The sequence below is a fragment of the Cyclobacterium sp. 10D3-21 genome (assembly GCF_055809755.1).
In genome coordinates this window covers 1,790,795-1,810,404 of the sequence record NZ_CM147924.1, presented here as the reverse complement: position 1 = coordinate 1,810,404, position 19,610 = coordinate 1,790,795, and the positions used below count along the sequence as shown (strand labels likewise).

General features: G+C 39.6%; 13 protein-coding genes. 6 read left to right on the top strand and 7 right to left on the bottom strand.

Annotated elements, in window-relative coordinates; translation table 11 throughout:
- Positions 1-581: 581 nt before the first annotated feature.
- The gene (locus tag AC0L7T_RS07425) at positions 582-902 is read left to right on the top strand and encodes a hypothetical protein (RefSeq protein ID WP_473341900.1); all 321 of its coding nucleotides are present in this window, start codon (positions 582-584) and stop codon (positions 900-902) included.
- On the opposite strand, the gene AC0L7T_RS07420 is transcribed toward AC0L7T_RS07425, so the two are convergent.
- The gene (locus tag AC0L7T_RS07420) at positions 885-5,720 is read right to left on the bottom strand and encodes a hypothetical protein (protein ID WP_473341898.1); all 4,836 of its coding nucleotides are present in this window, start codon (positions 5,718-5,720) and stop codon (positions 885-887) included. The genes AC0L7T_RS07425 and AC0L7T_RS07420 overlap by 18 nt on opposite strands.
- A 501-nt stretch (positions 5,721-6,221) precedes the next feature.
- On the opposite strand from AC0L7T_RS07420, the gene AC0L7T_RS07415 reads away from it, so the two are divergent.
- Entirely contained in the window at positions 6,222-6,503 is a 282-nt protein-coding gene (locus AC0L7T_RS07415; protein WP_473341897.1) for a hypothetical protein, read from the top strand.
- Positions 6,496-6,990, top strand: a complete 495-nt coding sequence (locus AC0L7T_RS07410; protein WP_473341896.1) for a hypothetical protein — start codon at positions 6,496-6,498, stop codon at positions 6,988-6,990. Before AC0L7T_RS07415 ends, AC0L7T_RS07410 begins: the two co-directional genes overlap by 8 nt.
- 115 nt (positions 6,991-7,105) lie before the next feature.
- Here the strand turns inward: AC0L7T_RS07410 and AC0L7T_RS07405 are convergent, their stop codons facing one another.
- From AC0L7T_RS07405 to AC0L7T_RS07395, 3 genes are all read right to left on the bottom strand, one after another.
- The gene (locus AC0L7T_RS07405) at positions 7,106-7,519 is read right to left on the bottom strand and encodes a RidA family protein (protein ID WP_473341895.1); all 414 of its coding nucleotides are present in this window, start codon (positions 7,517-7,519) and stop codon (positions 7,106-7,108) included.
- Between the two features lie 371 nt (positions 7,520-7,890).
- Positions 7,891-9,252: a hypothetical protein gene (locus tag AC0L7T_RS07400; protein WP_473341893.1), complete on the bottom strand. Its 1,362-nt coding sequence runs from the start codon at positions 9,250-9,252 to the stop codon at positions 7,891-7,893.
- A 3-nt stretch (positions 9,253-9,255) separates the two neighbouring features.
- Complete coding sequence (locus AC0L7T_RS07395) at positions 9,256-11,706, bottom strand: TonB-dependent receptor (protein WP_473341892.1); 2,451 nt, start codon at positions 11,704-11,706, stop codon at positions 9,256-9,258.
- Between the two features lie 569 nt (positions 11,707-12,275).
- Between AC0L7T_RS07395 and AC0L7T_RS07390 the strand changes: the two genes are divergently transcribed.
- Together AC0L7T_RS07390 and AC0L7T_RS07385 are read left to right on the top strand one after the other, a co-directional pair.
- Positions 12,276-13,319 carry a c-type cytochrome gene (locus AC0L7T_RS07390; RefSeq protein ID WP_473341890.1) on the top strand — a complete coding sequence of 348 codons (1,044 nt, stop codon included), beginning with the start codon at positions 12,276-12,278 and terminating at the stop codon, positions 13,317-13,319.
- 6 nt (positions 13,320-13,325) lie between these two features.
- Complete coding sequence (locus tag AC0L7T_RS07385; RefSeq protein ID WP_473341889.1) at positions 13,326-14,687, top strand: hypothetical protein; 1,362 nt, start codon at positions 13,326-13,328, stop codon at positions 14,685-14,687.
- Between the two features lie 438 nt (positions 14,688-15,125).
- Here AC0L7T_RS07385 and AC0L7T_RS07380 read toward each other — a convergent pair whose 3' ends face one another.
- Positions 15,126-17,156 (bottom strand): LruC domain-containing protein, encoded by a 2,031-nt coding sequence (locus tag AC0L7T_RS07380; protein ID WP_473341888.1) that lies wholly within the window; start codon positions 17,154-17,156, stop codon positions 15,126-15,128.
- A gap of 324 nt (positions 17,157-17,480) precedes the next feature.
- Between AC0L7T_RS07380 and AC0L7T_RS07375 the strand changes: the two genes are divergently transcribed.
- On the top strand, positions 17,481-17,753 hold the full coding sequence (locus AC0L7T_RS07375) for a hypothetical protein (protein ID WP_473341886.1): 273 nt from the start codon (positions 17,481-17,483) through the stop codon (positions 17,751-17,753).
- Here AC0L7T_RS07375 and AC0L7T_RS07370 read toward each other — a convergent pair.
- Complete coding sequence (locus AC0L7T_RS07370) at positions 17,708-18,502, bottom strand: DUF6503 family protein (RefSeq protein WP_473341885.1); 795 nt, start codon at positions 18,500-18,502, stop codon at positions 17,708-17,710. The genes AC0L7T_RS07375 and AC0L7T_RS07370 overlap by 46 nt on opposite strands.
- Before the next feature lie 359 nt (positions 18,503-18,861).
- Positions 18,862-19,608, bottom strand: a complete 747-nt coding sequence (locus AC0L7T_RS07365; protein WP_473341883.1) for a TrmH family RNA methyltransferase — start codon at positions 19,606-19,608, stop codon at positions 18,862-18,864.
- Positions 19,609-19,610: the final 2 nt, after the last annotated feature.

The window sequence follows — 19,610 nt, the reverse complement described above, 5'->3', positions numbered from 1 at the left end:
AAAGTTAATGTCTTTTTGATTAGTTACAGCTTTAAAGTCCGGCGCAGCATCACCGATTCCTGGCATGCTAATTATTTGGTTTTCTTTATTCTCTTCCATAATTTTCTTTTATATGGGTTTAATGTTCAATAAAAGTAAAGTGAATTTTTATTTTTTAATATGACATAGGTCACCATTGGCTATAACTATTCTCTAATGTCGAAATCCACTGCAATGAATGCAAACATCATTGTATCGATCGTCCCTCAAAACCTTAAATGCTTGGAAATTAAGCAGTCATTAGTCTTAATTGAGTAAATAGGAAGAATACCATACCCTATCAAAAAATCAGTATCTAAAAGATACGCATAAAGTAAATCTTACTAAAAAGCACCAATTCTGTTATTTAATCCGCCCTTTCTCCTTTCTGGAAGATTTTGTCAGCATTGTTGCGAAAAAAAAGGCAACAATACCGCCAAAATCGATTGAGGTTTTATTCACGAATCCAGTGGCTGACGCCACTGGCTACAAAATTATCACCCCTAAAGGGGTTTTCGGTTGTCAGATAGCCAAATATGCGTCTTCATTTAAGAATAGTCTTCGTGATTTTGTCAGTATTGTTGCAGAAAAGAGCAACAATACCGCCAAAATCAATTGACGTTTTATTCACTCAACCAGTGGCTGATGTCACTGGCTACAAAAATATCACCCCTAGTGGGGTTTTCGGTTGTCAGATAGCCAAATATGCGTCTTCAATTAAGAATAGTCTTCGTGATTTTTTCAGTATTGTTGCGGAAAAAAGGCAACAATACCGGCAAAATCAAGATGTGTATAATCTTCCCTACCAAGGGCTGACACCCGTGGCTGAGATATTACGTCGCGGCGGGGCTAGGAGGTTTTTGGCGCTAATCAAAGGGATTTAGTTTGTCCTTCCAATCATTCAACTTGTCTTTGATTTCTCCTCCGACCTCAAAGGCTTTATTAAGCGCATCCATCCCAAACTTTCCGGTAGCCTTCATCGCTACAAGCACTTTATCACCGGCAAAACCAGCACCTTCCAATGCGCTTTTCATCAACCCTGGAGAGGGTCCATAGGCATTGGCTAAACCACTGGTAATTTCATTAAGGCCATATCCAAGCTCAGCTGCTTTAAGCAGACCAGCCATTTCATTTATATTCAGGCCAAAAACAGTCCTGACCACCTCAATGATCTCTACGATTCCATAATCGGCCTCTCGAAGCAACCTGATCATTTGTCCAGCTCCCACACCAAACACATCCTTGATATAACCAACAATTTCTACAATGTTGTACCCCGCAGTTTTGAGCAAATGCAACATTTGCATTTCTGTTAAGTTGAATGCAGTCTTAATGTATTCTAAAACCTTAAGCACCTCAAAGCCTGCACTTACCAAACATTCAAACATCAACTGGGCTGTCATACCAGGTAAATCAAAGAGGAATTTACCCACCTCTTCTAGGGTGAAACCCACCTCTTTAAGAATCTTAGCCGTTTCTACTTTAGTCTCCTTGAATTCATTCACCAAGACCAAAGCCACATTGTCTACCCCTGTTATCGTTTTATCAAAGAAACATTCAGCGTAATACTTTGCATCCGTTAAAAGTCCCTTAATTAAATTCTCTATCTCCTTTTCTGTATTAATAACCAAATTTTCAAAACTTGCTGTTGAGGTTTCTTCCTTGACAATTAATTTATGGGTCGTACCTGCAAAGGTGATTAAAAATTGGAATGAAAGACCAAAATTACCTTTATTGGCCCATATATGGGTGTCTGTCTGGATATGACTAGGAAGCTGCCATTCCCCCAAGGGGCCCAAACTTATTGAGGAAATCGATAGTATTTCAAGACTTCCTTCTGCATCAAAATGGGCATCCTTTAACAAAACGTACATGTCACCATGGACCAGGTTATTTTCTATAAAGAAATGAAAAACAAGCCCTTCAGAAGTGACGTTAGCGCAAATACCATAAGTTCCATCAAGCAAGAGTAAGTTTCCATTGATATAAAAATGCGGATCTACAAACTCCTTTGGGTTGGCATTTGGCTGTTTGTAGCTACAGATCGAAACTTTCGGCCCACCTGCGTTTCCTATTTCTCCCATTCCATCCATTGCTTTGATGCTGAAGAAACTATCGGGCACATTAGAAAGCCTGATTTCACTCATTTCTGCATCCACCTTAATTCCCTTGCCAAGAATCAGTTCAATGTCAGCATCCACAAAATAGGACAGAAATTCCAAACGACCACTTAGCATAAATCCTTGCTTATACTCGAGTGTAGCGATCTTAACCCCATCCGGACTAGGAACAAAATAGAATTGTGGTTCTTTAGATACTTCTAAAGTTTTATCTTCCTTCTCTATTATTTGCCAATGGGTAATAATGGGGTCTTGGCCGCCTGCTTGTTCTGTGACAAACCATTTTTCACTATTCTCAGTACTTCCTTTACTCTTGAAAATCATCAATTCAGGACTAGCACTTGGAAAACCATCCAGCTTACCATAAGCTTTAAAGGCTTCCGCTACCTTAGTCCCATCATAATTATCGAGTCCATCAGCAAGGGGCATCGTCCCTTCTAAAGGAATAGAAAATTTCCCCTCCTGAGTCCCAACTATTTCAATGGTCTTAAGCACTGAGATTAGTTCTTCTGAAGTCAGGAGCTTTTCAAATTCACGCGCTTTTTGCTGCACTATTTTTGCATTGCCTGCATCACTAAGCATTTTTAATTTATCAGGAACGGCAATGGTCAAATCATCCAGTTTCTGAATGCCCGTACCAGCTGCAGCATTGACAGCATTTATGGTTTCTTTATTAAAAATACTTCCGTATAAATCTCCAATATTAAGATCGCTCATGGAACCAGCAACCATGCATTTTAAGGGGTTTTCTCCATTTACAAAAAAAGCAAAGGAAAAATTAAAGGGATAGAACCCATCTCCTACTGTCAATTCTGCCGAAAACCCCATACTAGGGGGCAAAGGAACCAATGTTTCAGGATTAATTGAAATGCCCAATTCAGCAGCCAAATTCCCTAATTGCACAGGTCCTATAGTGATCGGTTTATCAATAGGTTCCATCGCTCCGGACATCGACAAGCCTACAGCTTCTGCCGAAGTATCCAGCTCAAACTCCATATTAAATTTCACCTTGGATTGATTGGCTATAAGCTCATTGATAATCCTGGTGATTTCTAGTTTGTTGTCAGCACTTACTGCTTCTGCAAAGTCAATAATGTTTTCTGTGGTAATATTTGGTACCAGTGTTTTTAACTGAGCAGCCATGCTTAAACCAAAGTTCCCTTTAGGCTCAGCTTCCACCATCAATGCGCCTGTAAATTGAACATTTTCATAAGGATAGCTAAGGTTCGGGCTTTTGCTCGCTTTAGCCATAAGGTAGGTAGTCAATCCTACTCCAAATTGAATTGCCGCATCTTCTTTGCTTTTTTTATAGGACAAAAAGGCATCTATCATTGTCCCTTCAGGTATCTTTAGCAGGTCAATTAGACTATTCTTTATTGCGATGTCGCGATTCTTATTTGTGTTTTCTTTCTTTTCAAATTTAGATTGAACAAATAGAAAGAAGCCCTTGCCCCGGTCGGGAATACTTGGCAAGGTAATTTGTGGACCATCTTCTTCGGATGCCTCTAGTGAGGGTTGTTGAAAAGAGGCAAAATCAGGAAAGACAGGCTCTTTTATGCTCGTAATGGCAAATGTAAACTTGTCTACCGGAATCCAATCTGACAAAGTCCCAATCTTATCGGTAAACGCTTTCCCACTTGTTTCTCCCAAAAGGACTGACAGGTTGTCCAAATGAATTTCTGCCGCCGCAGCAAAGCCCCAATCGGCTCCCGCCTTTTGGACCACAAAAGCTAAACGACATATGTCTTTGGGAGAAGCGGTCCCTGTTTGGATGGTAGTTCCAAGTGCCAAATTATAGCAATCCTCCTCTTTTGTAATGAGTAGGAAGGATTTTTCGAATGCAATGTCATTTAGGACTGAAGGCATCCATTCTGTGCTATCTTTCCCAGAAAACCATTTTACAATATCTCTTATTTTGACCTCAGGAAGTTCCCCACGAAGCTCAACATCCCCAGGCAAATTGTAATTTACCTTCAAGCTTAGGTAGGGTTTATCGAGCGGTGTTTCAGTAAAGTTAGCACTTCTACTACCCAGCATGGCGGTTCCATGAATATTACCAGAAACTGGACCTGTTTGCGGCTTCTTTAAAAAGAGCTCTAAATCACTAAAACTTAGCTTCAAATCCCATAAAGTTATTTCCCAAGGCTTAGGTTCTTGAGCCAGGGCAATACTTAAAGAATAGTATTGTTTGGGAGCAATGACAATACCTATATTGTCAATTTGAAGATCATTAACAGTAGGCACAGCTGTGTCGATATTACCGGCATAGTTTGAGAGAAGCTGCTTTAGCGGTACTTTTATTCCCTTTTTGGTATTGGCTGTAAGGGTAAATAAGTTCCCTTCCTCATTATTCTCCTTATAGGCATTTACTTCCACTTCTTCTCCCGCTAAGGTTAGCTTGCCGGAAAGACTGATTTCAACCTCTGGCTTAATAAATGGATTGGAAACTTTAAAGTTGGCAGATAGCTTATCGATGCTGAATTGATTGGGCCATATTTCCCAATTCAAATTGGGCATACCTACAGCCACATACACACAAGAGACACTCAAAGAAGGGTCTTTTGTTAGATTTAAATAAGCACTTTTAATTCCTAAGCCACCAAAGTCCCCATCTGTCAGTTCGGTAGGCAAAAAAGAATTTCCATTTTCTAAGCCTATTAAATCTCGCAGATCGCTAAAATTCTTGATGGGGGTTTTAGAAAAATCACCTACAACGCTTGCTTCTTCAGTACCTGGGAGCCTCAAAATGGTGATTTCCAAATCAAAATCATTGGCACTGGGGATTTTAAGGGAACCAGTAAAAGCGACGGCAGGTAAATAAGTAGGCGTTTCAGCAAAAGTTTCCCCAGAAATTGGACTGTAAATTCGTAATTCATCTGCTGAAAGCTGCATCGTATCACCCAATTGAAGTGGACTAACTTCCAGGCTTGCCTTCAGGTTAATACCTGGAGGTATTGTTTCTGCTGACCAGGGAAATTCATTTGCGTCCAGGACAGGCAATTTCGACAAATCGGAAGATATATTAATAGTGCCTTGCAACTTCAGCTTTATCGATATGTCGGTGTAGGCACTGAATACACCATAAAAAAAACCATCTGGCGCTAAGTCAGCTTGGAAATTAACTCCTGGAGACAAGGCTGTCTCCCCTTCTTCTATCGAAGCTGAAGAGATGTAAAATTGGGTGCTACCTAAATTCAGGTCATCAAGTGGAGAAGGCAGGGGATCATCAAGTTGATCCAATCGCGTTACCGTTGGAAGATCTGGAAAACTATCGGAAAACTTCCAATCATCAGGCATGGCGTACTGAACGACCAATTGGCCTTGCCCCTCTATCAGTTGTAGGGTGCACATGGCGTCAACCTCCACATTCCCGAAAGGCAATTCAGATTTACCAGTGACCATTAATTTATTGTCATTAGGCTCGCCCAAAACCTGAGCCTCAGTGATTATAAGTAGGGATTGTTCATAAACCGAAGTGATGAGATTTTTAATAGTTCCGTCTCCATCCACTGAGGTTAAGGCATCAATTGTAATGTTAAGGGTTCCATCGTTTATTGGAAGAAGGGCTTGCAAGAGGGTCATTGGTTTATCAATTACGTATTTTACAGAAAATCAAACAATTGAAAAAAAACTGTTTGCGGTACTTTTTTTGTTTATCGATTTATTAGCCCAGCACTTAGCTATTTAAGAAATTGGTAAAACCTCCCAATACCTTCGCAATGACGGAGGGAGTCTGCTGACTTCCCTTTTTATGAATTTTTTATTATGTAAAACAGGATTATCGACGGGCTTTGAATACACTACTAAAACAATAAATTTCACCTGAAATATCAGGACTCAAGTAGAGAATGATTGTGAAAAATGTGAACTTTAAAAGTGCTCAGTTTACTATATATACCTTTTTATCCCCACTAAACTAACTAAGTTTTTTCTGATATCGAAAGACTTTGGGGGTTCTGTATTAAAAAATTTTGTTTTTACACTTTTACTATACCTAAAACAATGAAAACAGTACCTCTACATACATATAGGTAGGCGTATAGACTTATTGACTGGTTTTTTGGTTGGCGTAAAGGTTAATGAGTGGTTTCTGTAAATACCAGTTCCGTTGTGATTTTGTCAGCATTGTTGCAGAAAAATGGCAACAATACTGCCAAAATCGATTCACTTTTATCCACGAATCCAGTGGCTGATGCCACTGGCTACAAAAATATCACCCCAAGCGGGGTTTTCGGTTGTTATAAAGTTTCATGTGCGGTTTCGATAGAGGACAATGCCGCAGTGATTTTGTCAGCATTGTTGCAGAAAAAAAAACAACAATACCGCCAAAATCGATTCACTTTTATCCACGAATCCAGTGGCTGATGCCACTGGCTACAAAAATATCACCCCAAGCGGGGTTTTCGGTTGTTATAAAGTTTCATGTGCGGTTTCGATAGAGGAAAATGCCGCAGTGATTTTGTCAGCATTGTTGCAGAAAAATGGCAACAATACCGCCAAAATCGATTCACTTTTATCCACGAATCCAGTGGCTGATGCCACTGGCTACAAAAATATCACCCCAAGCGGGGTTTTCGGTTGTTATAAAGTTTCATGTGCGGTTTCGATAGAGGACAATGCCGCAGTGATTTTGTCAGCATTGTTGCAGAAAAATGGCAACAATACCGCCAAAATCGATTCACTTTTATCCACGAATCCAGTGGCTGATGCCACTGGCTACAAAAATATCACCCCAAGCGGGGTTTTCGGTTGTTATAAAGTTTCATGTGCGGTTTCGATAGAGGACAATGCCGCAGTGATTTTGTCAGCATTGTTGCAGAAAAAAAAACAACAATACCGCCAAAATCGATAACGCTTTTTTTACTAATCCAGTGGCTGATGCCACTGGCTACAATCATTTCACCCCTATCGGGGTTTAATATTGTTATATAGATTAATCCGAACCTTAATTAGGCTAATTTAAATTTTCACTTTGCAGCAATGAATTCAATCTCAATTAGACAACCTTTGGCAGTTGCCAATAAGGGTACTGGAACAATGGTACTTGCTGGAATATTCTCCGTCTGCCATTCTTTGGAAGCCACCTCTATTAAAATATCCTTTTTTTCTTGTGTGAAATCTGCAATATAGACAGTTTGTTTTACGACATCATCTATAGACACAACTGCTGCTTCCATTGCTGTTTTAATATTGAACACCGTTTGACGAACCTGTTCTTCAAAATCTTGAGAGACAAGTTGTCCCTTTTCGTCAGATGCCCATTGTCCGGAAAAAAAGTATAGCGCTTTCCCTTCTGGCACCTTAACGATATGAGAAAATCCGTTGTTTAATGGATTGAACAAGCCTTTTGGGTTGATAAAAGAATTATTGTCGTTTTTCATTGCTTTAGTTTTAGTGATAGCATAACACCACAAAGAAAACACTGTTTATGAAGGCACACATTTACATAGGTAAAGAAAGTATACTAAAAAGATTTGGTCAGCATTGTTGCAGAAAAATGGCAACAATACCGCCAAAATCGATTGGCGTTTCATCATTTGTCCATGGGCTGACACCCGTGGCTGGGATATTGCAACCCGTTGGGGCTTGGTGGTATCAGTAGACTTAATGCATCAGGTAAAGAATTTGGGAAGTTGTGATTCTGCAATTTGTCTCTTGTTAGTTTTTCGAGGTATTAGAATCTATTTTAAATAAAAAATCCCCTGCATTTTCGTAAAGAATATGCAGGGGATTATAAAAAGGTTAATTTCTTCTAGAAAGTACCAATAAAGTGGTTTCCTGGTTTGTTGATTATTTTGGCTCCTATAGACACCTCGTTGGTTTGGCTATGTAGGATATAAATATTTCCATCTTGGCCAAGTGGTGAGATAGGCAACAAAAGATCGTTTCCACTTACCAGAAATCCCTGGAACTGGTTAAACCTTACGTCAGGATCATTTGGTAAGCCCTGTACAATAGCCGCAGTCTTTTGTTTAAGGTCCATGCGAACAACATATCCCTGGTCTTCTACACCATGACGGATCAATGCATATCCAATGCCATTGCTCACATATTTCCAAGCATCCACATAAGTGTCTGTTAATCCAAGTGCATCATCAAGACTCAAAGCATAGGTATTGTCGTATTCATTATTGGATCCAATTCTCAAAATATGAGAGCCATTGCTATTTCTCGTGGTAGCCTGATAAATATAACCATCATCAGCAAGTTGGTTCACATTGCTTCTGTAACCAGAGCAATCTCCGTCAGCTTGAGTTGAAGTTATTAATTTAGGATTCTCCAAAGAAGGGTAATCCACAACAAGAGTTTTAGTACCCAGTCTATCCCATTCCGTTTCTCTCTCACCTGTCGCAGGATTATATTTCCTCATCCAAGTACCGATAAGCAATTTATCACCGGCTTGGTTTAAAACAGGGGCATCTAATCTAAATATCGCATGACCCGCAAGTTCTTCTTCAGTAGACAAAGGAAGTTCGTAAGTTTTGTAATTGGAGATAAGGGTCTCTTGTAAATCCAAATCCAATACGGTGGCAGTACCTCTGTAATACTGAAAACCAGCAGTTTCATCTTCAACATTATTTGCTACTATATTTGCTACATTTACGGCAATACCTGTCTTATCTCCATCATATAGTTTACTCCACCTTGGTGAAGTTCCTGCATACTGAGAAATATTGACTGTTACATCTTCCTGAACATAATTGCTACCTCCACGAATGTCAAACTTAGCATATTCGCCTCCATTTTCACCTGAATAGGCAATATTAAACAAAGTACCACCATCTTCAGAAACCTGCAATCTGGCTGTACGGTTTGATTTTACTGGTGTACCATCAACAAACACATCAAATTCCATTTCTGGGTCAATGGCATCTTCATAGCTAACCGCATATATATTGGTACCGCCGTTTCCATCTCCAGGAACATCACCCATAAATGCGCCTACCAAGGTCACCCATCGATCCGCCTCCAACTCGTCCTCCTTAGGGACCTCATCCTCATCCGTAACACAGGCACTCATTGAAATCATCGCAATTGCTAAACTAAAAGCAAGTAACCTATTGCTTGTATTGATTTTTCTAAACATCGTTGTAATACTTCTATTATTAAACATTATCTATTTGAAATTACCTATTGTATAATTGAACTTGACATAGAATGCTCTTCCCGGCTTTTGCACCGCAAAATTGTCATAAACCTGTTTGTCAAACATATTCTTAAAGTCAATACTTACAGCTAGTTTCCGATTGGGGAAAGTGTAGGTTGCGCCAATGTCATTGATGTATTGCCGGGGAGTTCTAAAGTCTTCTATTTCCAGCCAGGTGGTATAAAACCTTTCTACGTATCCAAAATAATGAGATAGCCTAAGCAAAGACCCATGACTGAGCACATTTTTAAATGTATAGTCCATTGAGCTATTAATCGTGAAGAAGGGTTCATTTGGAATCTGTTGTTGATAATTCTCAAATACATTCCCATTGTTATCATACTTGGTATTGTATACCGAATTGAACTTTGAAACATTGGCAATGAATCTAAAGGAATCTCCATACGCATATTTCAACTGCCCTTCAAAACCAATAGATTTGGTTTTACCTAAATTTTCAAAGGCATTGGTCTGAACAGCATCATTGACTCTTGGGTTAATCTGTCGAATAATTTTGTCCTGAGTATCTCTGATAAAGCCTGTTCCAGTAAAAGAAAAAGTATGTGACTGCTGTTCAAAATCACCAAGTATAAAACCTAAATTCAGATTGTCACTCACTTCAGGTCTAATGCCAAGGTTTTGGACAATGTTTTCTCCGGGGCTACCAAAAATCTCATCCTCAGCTGGCATCCTAACTGCCTTTTCAGCTGATGCCATCAATACCAAAGGCTTAAACACCCTAAAGGAAAAAGCAGCACCATATCCACCGGTGTCACTTTTCCTGGTGACCCGATCCTCAATCCGTGTAGAAGTACCATTTTCCTCTACCAACAAGGGATCCATCTTTTCTATACCTTGCAAATAGTACTTACCAAAAACATTTCCTTTTAACCTTGACTGGAACAAATCAAGTTCATAAGAAAGGGAGGTGATGGACTTTTGAAGGTCACGGGTACCAATAAACTCTCGTTCTATGACACTTTTCATGAAATCCTGTTCATCCCTATCCAGGGTATAAAAAGTCTGGCCAACAAAAATATTATGGTTTTCATTGATAGCATAGGAAGCACCTGCACGAAAAGTGGCGATATTTCGATTGATATGGTTAAGGGTTGGCGCCCCTTGTTGTGCTCCTGCAGATGTTAGTAAAGGTTCGCCATCAAATCCAAGGCTTATTTCATCAAACCAATTGTAATTCCACTTAACCGTATCGGTTACAACCTCATTGACTTTACTCAAAGAACCATTGAAAGTTAAGTCTAGCCCCTTAGTCAAAAGATCTTCTTTCACATAAGTCAATCCAAGCACATGTGACTGAGAAGTGGTGAATCGCCCTTTGTAGGGAATGGACATGTAAGTTCCATGCTGGATTTCATTGTAATCATCAGATCCAGTATAGCTTACAAAAAACTGATCTGCCCATTTCACGTTGGTAAATCCAAAATCAACCTTTCCTCCAATCGAACGGTAAGCATCATTGAATCGCTTTGCCCTTACATAGTCATACCTTCCATTGGGAAGTATGTTTCTTACAAACTTTCCCCAAACCTCATAATCATTGTCAGAAGAGTTGGAAAAGGCTGACACCTTGGTAGTAAAACCTGTATTCTCATCTCTATAAGCGCCACTCACATTACTCTGAAGGGTGTTAAAAGAACCATAAGATACTGAGGCTGAAAGATTATTGACCATTCCCTTTTTCAATATAACATTGATGGCTCCCCCCAATGCGTCATCCGCAAGGTGTGCTGGAATCACCCCTTTGTAGACTTCAATCCGCTCTATCATTGCTGGAGGAATACTGTTCAGACTAAAAGAGGATCCATAAGTAGAAACAGGAAGTCCATCAATAAAAATTCGTACTGAATTTCCGGACATTCCATTTAAATTATAGTCTACCCGAGAGCCAATTCCACCATTTTGTCTTACACGAATTCCTGCAGTTCTATTCAGCAAATCATTGGTTTGTATGGATTGAAGTGCCGCCTGTTTGGTTTCTACAACTTCTACCGCAAAACCTGTGGTTTCTATTTCAGTTTTAACTGACTGCCCTTCCACAACAACCCCTTCAAGGTCAGTCGTAGATTCTATCAATGAAAAATCAAGCTGTATTATGGTTTCTTCTCTATCAATGATTATATTCTTACTATGCTCCTCGTACCCCATACTTGAAAGCAAAAGCTCAAAATTACCTTTTGGCACATTCGAAATTTGATAGCTTCCGTCTACAGCGGAAATGGAAGTAAACGGGCTGTCTTTTATCCGCACGATTACTCCAGGAATTGGATTGGATCCAGCGTCAAGGATTTTACCTTTTACAGTTGCGGCTTGTAAGGATTGAGCAAAAGAAAATGTGCTACAAAAAAATAGAAAGGCAAATAACCACAATTGTCTTTCCTGCGTAAATAATATTCTTCTCATGCTATTTATTAAAATATTTTAAGGTCAGATAATCACCGACACCTTAATTTCTTCTCGTATTTGGTTGTAGCGACATTAAAAACACCACCACTATTTAGACTTAATCTAATTGAACACAATATTACAAAAAGGGATTTTTTATAGCAATACTTATTTAGATTAATTTTTAATAAGGTAAAAACATTGTCAAAAAATCAATGTTAGCCTTGTCAATAATTGAGGTAAAAGTATTCGTTTTGCCCTCCTGTCTTTCTTCTTTCTGAAAACCTTCTTGGCAACCTTACACAAAAAAATCAATATTATTAAAATGAAGTCGTAAAGGAATTTAACAGGAAATCGGTCTCGAAACTAAGTTTAGGTGTCATTTCATTTTTCCATTTTTCCCGACAAAAAAAACTATTGCTGATTTTTCTTTATACTTTAACCCCAACCAACTCTAGCGTTCAAAATGGAAATTACACAATGACCTGTGCTTCAAACCCTTTTTCAAGAGAAGCTTTTTATGTGATACAAATCACTTTTTGGCAGCATGGTAAAAGATATCTTTGTAATTGGTTAAAAATAAAAATGTGAAAAACGCTCCCAAACCCATCATTGAATTAGCCCGTAGCATCTTTGGCTTGTCATTGGTTGTATTTATTTTGATTTCATTCATCGCTGCACTACTAGTAGTCAGCCAATTGGATATTCCATCCCCTCCTCAGGAGAAAAAGGAGATGGCTCAGGTAGAAACGCCAAAAGAAGATTTCCGGCTAATAAAAGAAGAAGGAATTTGGCAGGCCCCAGATTGGGCCAGCGTGGAATTAGCACCCAATTCGGAACAAGTTCGGTACGGTAGAGAGCTGGTTGCACATACTTCGGAATACCTTGGCCCTAAAGGAAAGGTACTCCAGATATCCAATGGGATGAATTGTCAAAATTGCCATTTAGTAGCTGGAACAGTTCCATTGGGCAATAATTTCAGCGGCGTTGCTGCCAACTACCCAAAAATAAGGTCGCGTTCCGGTCTTTCCGAAGACATACCCAAAAGAATTAACGATTGTTTTGAAAGGAGCCTAAACGGCAATGGCCTGGACCCCGAAAGCAAAGAAATGAAGGCCATGGTCGCCTATATGCAGTGGCTGGGTAATAATGTCCCCAAAGGAGAAAGGCCCTTGGGAGTGGGGGTATATAAAGTCCCCTTTCTGGACCGGCCAGCAGATCCTATTCGGGGCAAAGCCGTTTATGACAAACAATGTATCAGTTGCCATGGAACCGAAGGACAGGGCTTAAAAAATTCTGCTGGAACTGCCTACCTTTATCCACCCCTTTGGGGACCTGCCAGTTATAACAATGGCGCAGGATTGTTCCGCTTGTCTAAATTTTCCGGATATGTAAAAGCCAATATGCCCTTGGGTGCTACCTACGAAAGACCACTGCTTAGTGATGAAGAAGCCTGGGACCTGGCGGCCTATGTCAATTCAATGGACAGGCCGTCAAAGGATCTTTCAGGCGATTGGCCAGATTTTAGCAAAAAACCTATGGACCATCCTTTCGGCCCCTATGCCGATGAATTTTCGGAGAAACAGCATAAATATGGCCCTTTCCAACCCATTTTAGCCTTACAAAAATAGCGGTACATGAAAAAAATATTTACGCTCCTAATCGGTTTATTCTTTTGGATATCGGTATATGGACAGCAAGACACCACACTTTGGAAACCAGCGTTGCGTGTAGGGCTTCGCTCCTATTTTATGAGTACTTCCTATTGGGAGGATTACAAAAATGACTATGCCTTGGGCCAAATGGCCAGAATTGCTCTTACTTCCAAGTTGCCCTATCATTTTCAAGTAAAAGCAGAGTACCTGGGATTCCTCAAGGTGTTTGGCTCAGACCTTAGTGCACTAGACGCTCGGGTATCAAATCTAAACCGATATGAGGTCGGGCTTTTTGATGTGAATCATTTGGATAGAACTGTTTTCGGCAAAATAGGCAACCTCCACCTGGATTACTTGCAAACCAACTTTCAAGCAAGCTTGGGCCGGATGGAAATAAACACTCCTTTTGTCAATGCACAGGATGGGAGGTTGAGTCCTACCTATGTAGAAGGCATCCACTGGGATTACCAGGTAAATCCTGTGTTCTCTATTTCTCACCACCTCATCTCGGGGATTTCTCCACGGTCTACGGGAAATTGGTTCAGTCTTGGAGAAAGCATTGGCATGTATCCGGTAGGACGTGATGAATCAGGCCAACGTTCCGGCTATTTCGGAAATACCCGATCGGATTTTGTCAATATTATAGACCTGAAATTAAACCTTGAATCAGCCTCCACACTGCTTTTAAATCATACCCTGGTGAATAACATTTACAGTGCTTATCTGGCCCAGTGGGACAAAAACTGGAAATTGCCAAACAGTGCCTTGCAAGGAATAACAGGAGTTCAGGCTACTGTTCAACACGGTATAGGAAATGGAGGAAATGAAGATGTCGCCCTGAGGTACAAAAATCCAGAAGATTTACACTGGATACTAAGTGGCCGAATCGGGGTGAAATCTCAAAGAAGCTTATGGCATGTAAATTACACCAAAATGCAAGGTAACGGACGCTATTTAAGTCCCAGAGAATGGGGAAAAGACCCTTTCTATACCTTTATTCCAAGGGAAAGAAACGAGGGACTCGGGCAAGTAGATGCTGTCAGCACCTATTTTCAGTATGCTTTTCCTAAAAATCCCTTACAATTGTACAGCTATCTGGGTGTGTATTTTTTACCTGATCCGGCAGATGCGACAAAAAACAAATACGCCATGCCAAGCTATGCACAAGCCAACCTTGGCGTTCGGTACAATCCTAAAAAATGGATTAAAGGCTTAAATATGCATTTGATCCTCATGGGCAAAACGGCTTTGGACCAACAAGACCTCCGTCCTGCCTGGGTGTACAATAAAGTAAACCTTTTCCATACCAACCTAATATTAAATTATACCTTTCCTGGTATTTAATCATTTAAAGCCATCAGTAAAATCTATTTTTTATGTGGTAAGCCTACTTTCTGCAAGCTGGTATAGAGACAAAATCAGGACTTAAATTAACTGCCATATATTCCCAATTACCTATAATCAAATCAGATTGGTCTAACAACAGACTATATTATCATTGCAAACCTTTAAGAGCTATTGAGACCAGAACGAACAGGGTACTTCGGCTTTTACTCCTCCTCTAGTCCCCCTACAATTAACATGGGTTTGAACTTAATCATTCAAGGCTTTCTAACATGAGTTGAATTCTGATTATTTTCTATTGCTTATTTCGGGTTAAATCTATTCTCTAATAATAGGACCACTACCGCAAATTTCAGGTACTAACTCGCGACAAATCAAAAAAAGGTCTCCCCATCCAATGGGAAGACCTTTTTTTTTAATATTTCTTCAGAGGATCTGCTATTTATAAATAGCATCTGAATTTACCTGACCATCTGTATCCATGTACCAGTCTAAATAAGACAATCCGCCTGATTTTGCCCACTCAGTAAACTTGCTGTAAGCTTTTGTGAAATTCACCTTTTCCTGTGCATAAGAAATGCTTTGAGGGATATGAAGGGCCCAATTAAATCCTTTATTGCTGGTATAATATTTACCTGCCCCGATGGCACTGATATCATCTGCTGTTTCAAACCACTCTGTATCCATCAAGTCTGTAGGTTGTTTGTTCATAAGGTGAACTTCTCTTCCTCTATCCTGATTGATAATCATAAATGGGTTATAAGGTGCGGCACCCAAGTCATCTTTTCCTATTGACTCTTTAAAAACTATTTTCACGACTATTGTATCTGCTTCATGCTGTGCATTTCCAGCATTAACATTGGCCATGATCGGCAACTTATCATTTACATCGTCCATGATGATCACTGTAGCTAACCGCTGACCTTGCTCTACGCCACTAGATAAAGTTTTGATTGTTCCAGTTTTCAATCTGGTACCCTCTACACTTAAAACCTGGTCTGAAGACACGGGCAACTGTATGCCAAACCCATTGCGGTAACCTGCACCTGTGGCGCGCACTACTGTTGTCAACTCAATCTCTTTGATACGGTTATTAGCATTTGATATTTCATTGATATTATAGTCTAGGACCAAGTCATTCAGGTCATAGTCACCAAAGCTCGGCCAAAGGTCTTCGAATAAAAGGGTACCGTAAACATTGGCTCCTGGAGAGTAGTTATTGAATGCTCTTTGCGGATCTTCAGGATATTCATCCTCGTGGTCTGCTACGCCGTCTTCATCCTGGTCTTTTTCATCGGTATCAATCGGCACATAGTCTGATACATCAACACTATTGATAGGATTCCATGAAGCATAGAACATCACATCATTAAAATCATGATCACATCCATTATAATCTCTTCGAATATCTTCCCAACCCATTAACAGAATTTTTTCTGTTTGGTCATACAAAAACACCATTTGATCTCTTGTTGATTCTCTACGGTTTGCTGTATTAAGCTTTTTATCAGCATAAAAAATCCCATTTCCGTTCGATACTCTACTTCTCTGCCAGCCATTAGATATCAAAAACCATCCAATATAAGTGTCTTTTTCAAAAGCGCCGTCCAATGGTCCATTCAATTTCACCTTATCACCAGAGCTTAATACCCCTGCCTGTGCATTGGGAAATATAATGGTTTTGTTCTTAATGTCATCTGCAGTCCTAGGGGCCTCTCCTTTTTTATACCAATAATATCCAATCGCATTACGGTAACTCCCTCCTGTATGTACATAGGTCACCCAAACTTCAGCATCTTCACTTACAAACAATTCTCTTTCGTATTTAGTATCCAGTGCTTCAGGATGGTGTCCTCTTATATCCCTTCGCTCAGGCAAACTAGAATTAATATTTTTCAGTAGTTGATTGGTGATTTCATCAGGTGCCAACAAATAAGCTGGTTTACCATTATTATCCCACGAACCCAGAGTAAAGAAGTCTTCTTGGGGCGAAGATGTTCTGGCATTAATATTTTCTTCAACCGTTTCAAAATATTCATCCCCTAAAACAGTAGGGTTGGCGGCGTCATAAGCATAGCCAATACGGGTACCTGACACAGGTACTATAGCCATCGGCTCTACACCTATATAACTGGAGGTAACCCACAATTTCTCTAAATAGCCAGGAAGATCCATAAAAACAGTGGCACTTCCCTGCTCGTTTAAGCGAACAGTGTGTAATAGCTTTCCTTCTTCTTGTGGATTGGCGTCATATACTCTGTACACCACAAAAGGTATTGGACTATTGTCTCGGCTTTTAGCAGACAGATTAAATTCAACTGTTTTAGTAGTAGCAAAATCAAATCCTGCTGGGAAATTCAACCCAAGATAGCCTTCATTGGCAATGGATTCAGACATCTCATCCATTGGATCACAGGCAAACATTGTGACCACAGTGGCAAAAATTAGAAATAAGCTGTAATTTTTCATTTTTATATAGTTTAAAAATTTTTTTTTGTATTTGAATGACACAAATGTATATATAAAAATAGCCTAGCAGGAAGAAACTCGTTAGACAGCTTATTTTCAAAGGTAAAATGAATTATTCGGGGGTTGAATTGATTTTACCTTTTCGTAAAACCCAAATTAGGTATAGCCATTCTATTTCGTGAATGTGCCAGTGTATAAAACTAATGGCGGAGCAGGATTCCCATCGCCAAGGAATTGCCCTACTAGGTAACACCTGGCAAAAGCCAAATTTTCGTAGAAGAGCAATGAGCTTGATAAGTAATATAACTGACTTATAAATAGTTAATGACTACATTCCGATCGAAAATATTTGCCATCATCCTAATGCTTATCCTGATCGAATTCATTGAAGACGCACTTTATAGCCTACTTTTTATCATCCGAAAACCTGGTTTCTATTTAAATGGCCCAGGTAAAAGCCAAAACTATAGGAATAAAAAAACCAGCCTGGAATTTCCCCAAGGCTGGTTTAGAACTGAAAATCCAATCCAGATTTCAGCAGGCAATGCTTATTATTTTATATCATCTGCTATAACAGCATTGGCTGGTATAGAATAAAAACCTTCTGGTTTGGCTTCTGTGGATAGACTAATATTGTTAAAATTAACCCTGTTCCTTTCCTCTCCTACAACTCCTTCTTCAACAGTATGCCATGCGATTGCGGTGGGCAGTAGGACTCCGTCCACTTCCGCCCATTTATCATAACTGATAAAATTGGCCGACTCTGGTTTTTTCTCCGATCCAAAGGTTGCTTTATAAGCAAGCCAGCCCATCTTGTAGGTTTCAGTGTCATAGTAAAGGTAATATTCATCACTTGATGAGTCACCTACACCAGAATTAAATGTAACTTTTATACCACTATAGTTTTTACCCAATATCTCCTTGTCCTCTGTTTTTTCATAATTCAAACCAGGGTCGGCAAGTACAAATGGCATGGCATAAAAATAGAACATGAGGTTGTGCCTAAAAAGAGGATTTCCTTTGTATTCCCCCTCTTTGTTCAAGGCCCAGGCTTTTTCGCCATCAAAACCAATCTCATAATCTGAAGTGATCGTTTTGTCCATTCGACGGTGCAGGTCAATGATTTGTTGTTCACCTTCACCAGGATTACCAATCTCATACATCAATGTCTTTTCCTTTTTCCATTGATCGATACCGCCATGTGCTTCAAGCACTTTGGCGAAATCCGAAGGATAATCGCTTAGGGTCTTTTCCTGAAATTGTTCTCCTTTGACATTGTGGTTTTGAGATTTTTCCTGACAGGCCGTAAAGGCAAACAGGAAAACCAATATAAATAACTTGTTCATAACTTCGGATTTGGTTTTTATTTAAACTATCTCTTTGAATTCATTCTAAAATTTATGGTTGGGAATTCGCACATTGGGCTACAATGAGGTATTTCCATTGCCATTGTCCTTGGATCTTGTGGTTATGTGAGGTTTATATTAATTGCTGTTATGCAAGATTAATCTGTGCCATTCTATTTTTCTCAATTGTCTTAAAGTCGTTGACTCAAGATTCGCGCATTATTCCTAAAATCTGGCGAAAAATGGAAAAATCAAGAAATAATAATTAGGTTGATTTGGGGATATTGTTCATACGCAAATTATTAAGATTAAGTTTAACCCAAAATTTGCAATAGGTATTCTATTTCGAAAAGGAATACCTACGGCATAATTCGCCTTAAATTGTCACAAAGGACAGCAGTGGCAATGGCAACATTTAAAGATTCAGCCTTACCAAATGCGGGAATGGTCAATTTCTGGGTCACAATACCTTCGAGCTCGGCAGAAATGCCATTGGATTCATTTCCCATAAGCAAAACACCCTCAGCAGCTCCGCCTAGCTGGTGCACATTCATCCCTTCCAAAAAAGCACCATAGATGGGCAAACCTGAATCCTTTAGTTTTTTATGCAAATCCACATATTCAAAATTCATCCTTGTGAAAGACCCCATGCTGGCATTCAACACTTTAGGATTGTAAATGTCGGCTGTATTGGTTGACATCAACAATTTACTTATCCCATACCAATCCGCAATTCGAATAATAGTACCCAAATTCCCAGGATCTCTTACCTCATCCAGGGCAAGTATCAACTGCCCTTTTTCTAAGACCAACGAACTATTTTCTTTTATTTTTGCCACGGCCAGCGCTTGGTCATTGGTAGAAAAAGTACCCAATGACTCAAGCTCCTTCGGCTTTACTAGAATTTCAATCCCTGAAAAGTTGGCTACCAGGGATGTGTTTTCTTCCTGGTACTTTTCTGTACAAAGCAAATGGCTTACAGTGAAATTTGACAGCAACAATTCCGTTACATTCTTGGCTCCTTCCACAAAAAATGCTCGTTCTTGCTTACGGAATTTTTTCTGGTGCAAGGATTTAATAAACTTAACTGTATTTTTGCTTAGCATTA

Excerpts from the sequence above, each read along its gene's own strand:
- AC0L7T_RS07395 (WP_473341892.1), bottom strand. The coding sequence starts at position 11,706 with ATGAGAAGAATATTATTTACGCAGGAAAGACAATTGTGGTTATTTGCC.
- AC0L7T_RS07370 (WP_473341885.1), bottom strand. The coding sequence starts at position 18,502 with ATGAACAAGTTATTTATATTGGTTTTCCTGTTTGCCTTTACGGCCTGT.
- AC0L7T_RS07405 (WP_473341895.1), bottom strand. The coding sequence starts at position 7,519 with ATGAAAAACGACAATAATTCTTTTATCAACCCAAAAGGCTTGTTCAAT.
- AC0L7T_RS07365 (WP_473341883.1), bottom strand. The coding sequence starts at position 19,608 with ATGCTAAGCAAAAATACAGTTAAGTTTATTAAATCCTTGCACCAGAAA.
- AC0L7T_RS07385 (WP_473341889.1), top strand. The coding sequence starts at position 13,326 with ATGAAAAAAATATTTACGCTCCTAATCGGTTTATTCTTTTGGATATCG.
- AC0L7T_RS07380 (WP_473341888.1), bottom strand. The coding sequence starts at position 17,156 with ATGAAAAATTACAGCTTATTTCTAATTTTTGCCACTGTGGTCACAATG.
- AC0L7T_RS07400 (WP_473341893.1), bottom strand. The coding sequence starts at position 9,252 with ATGTTTAATAATAGAAGTATTACAACGATGTTTAGAAAAATCAATACA.
- AC0L7T_RS07375 (WP_473341886.1), top strand. The coding sequence starts at position 17,481 with ATGACTACATTCCGATCGAAAATATTTGCCATCATCCTAATGCTTATC.
- AC0L7T_RS07420 (WP_473341898.1), bottom strand. The coding sequence starts at position 5,720 with ATGACCCTCTTGCAAGCCCTTCTTCCAATAAACGATGGAACCCTTAAC.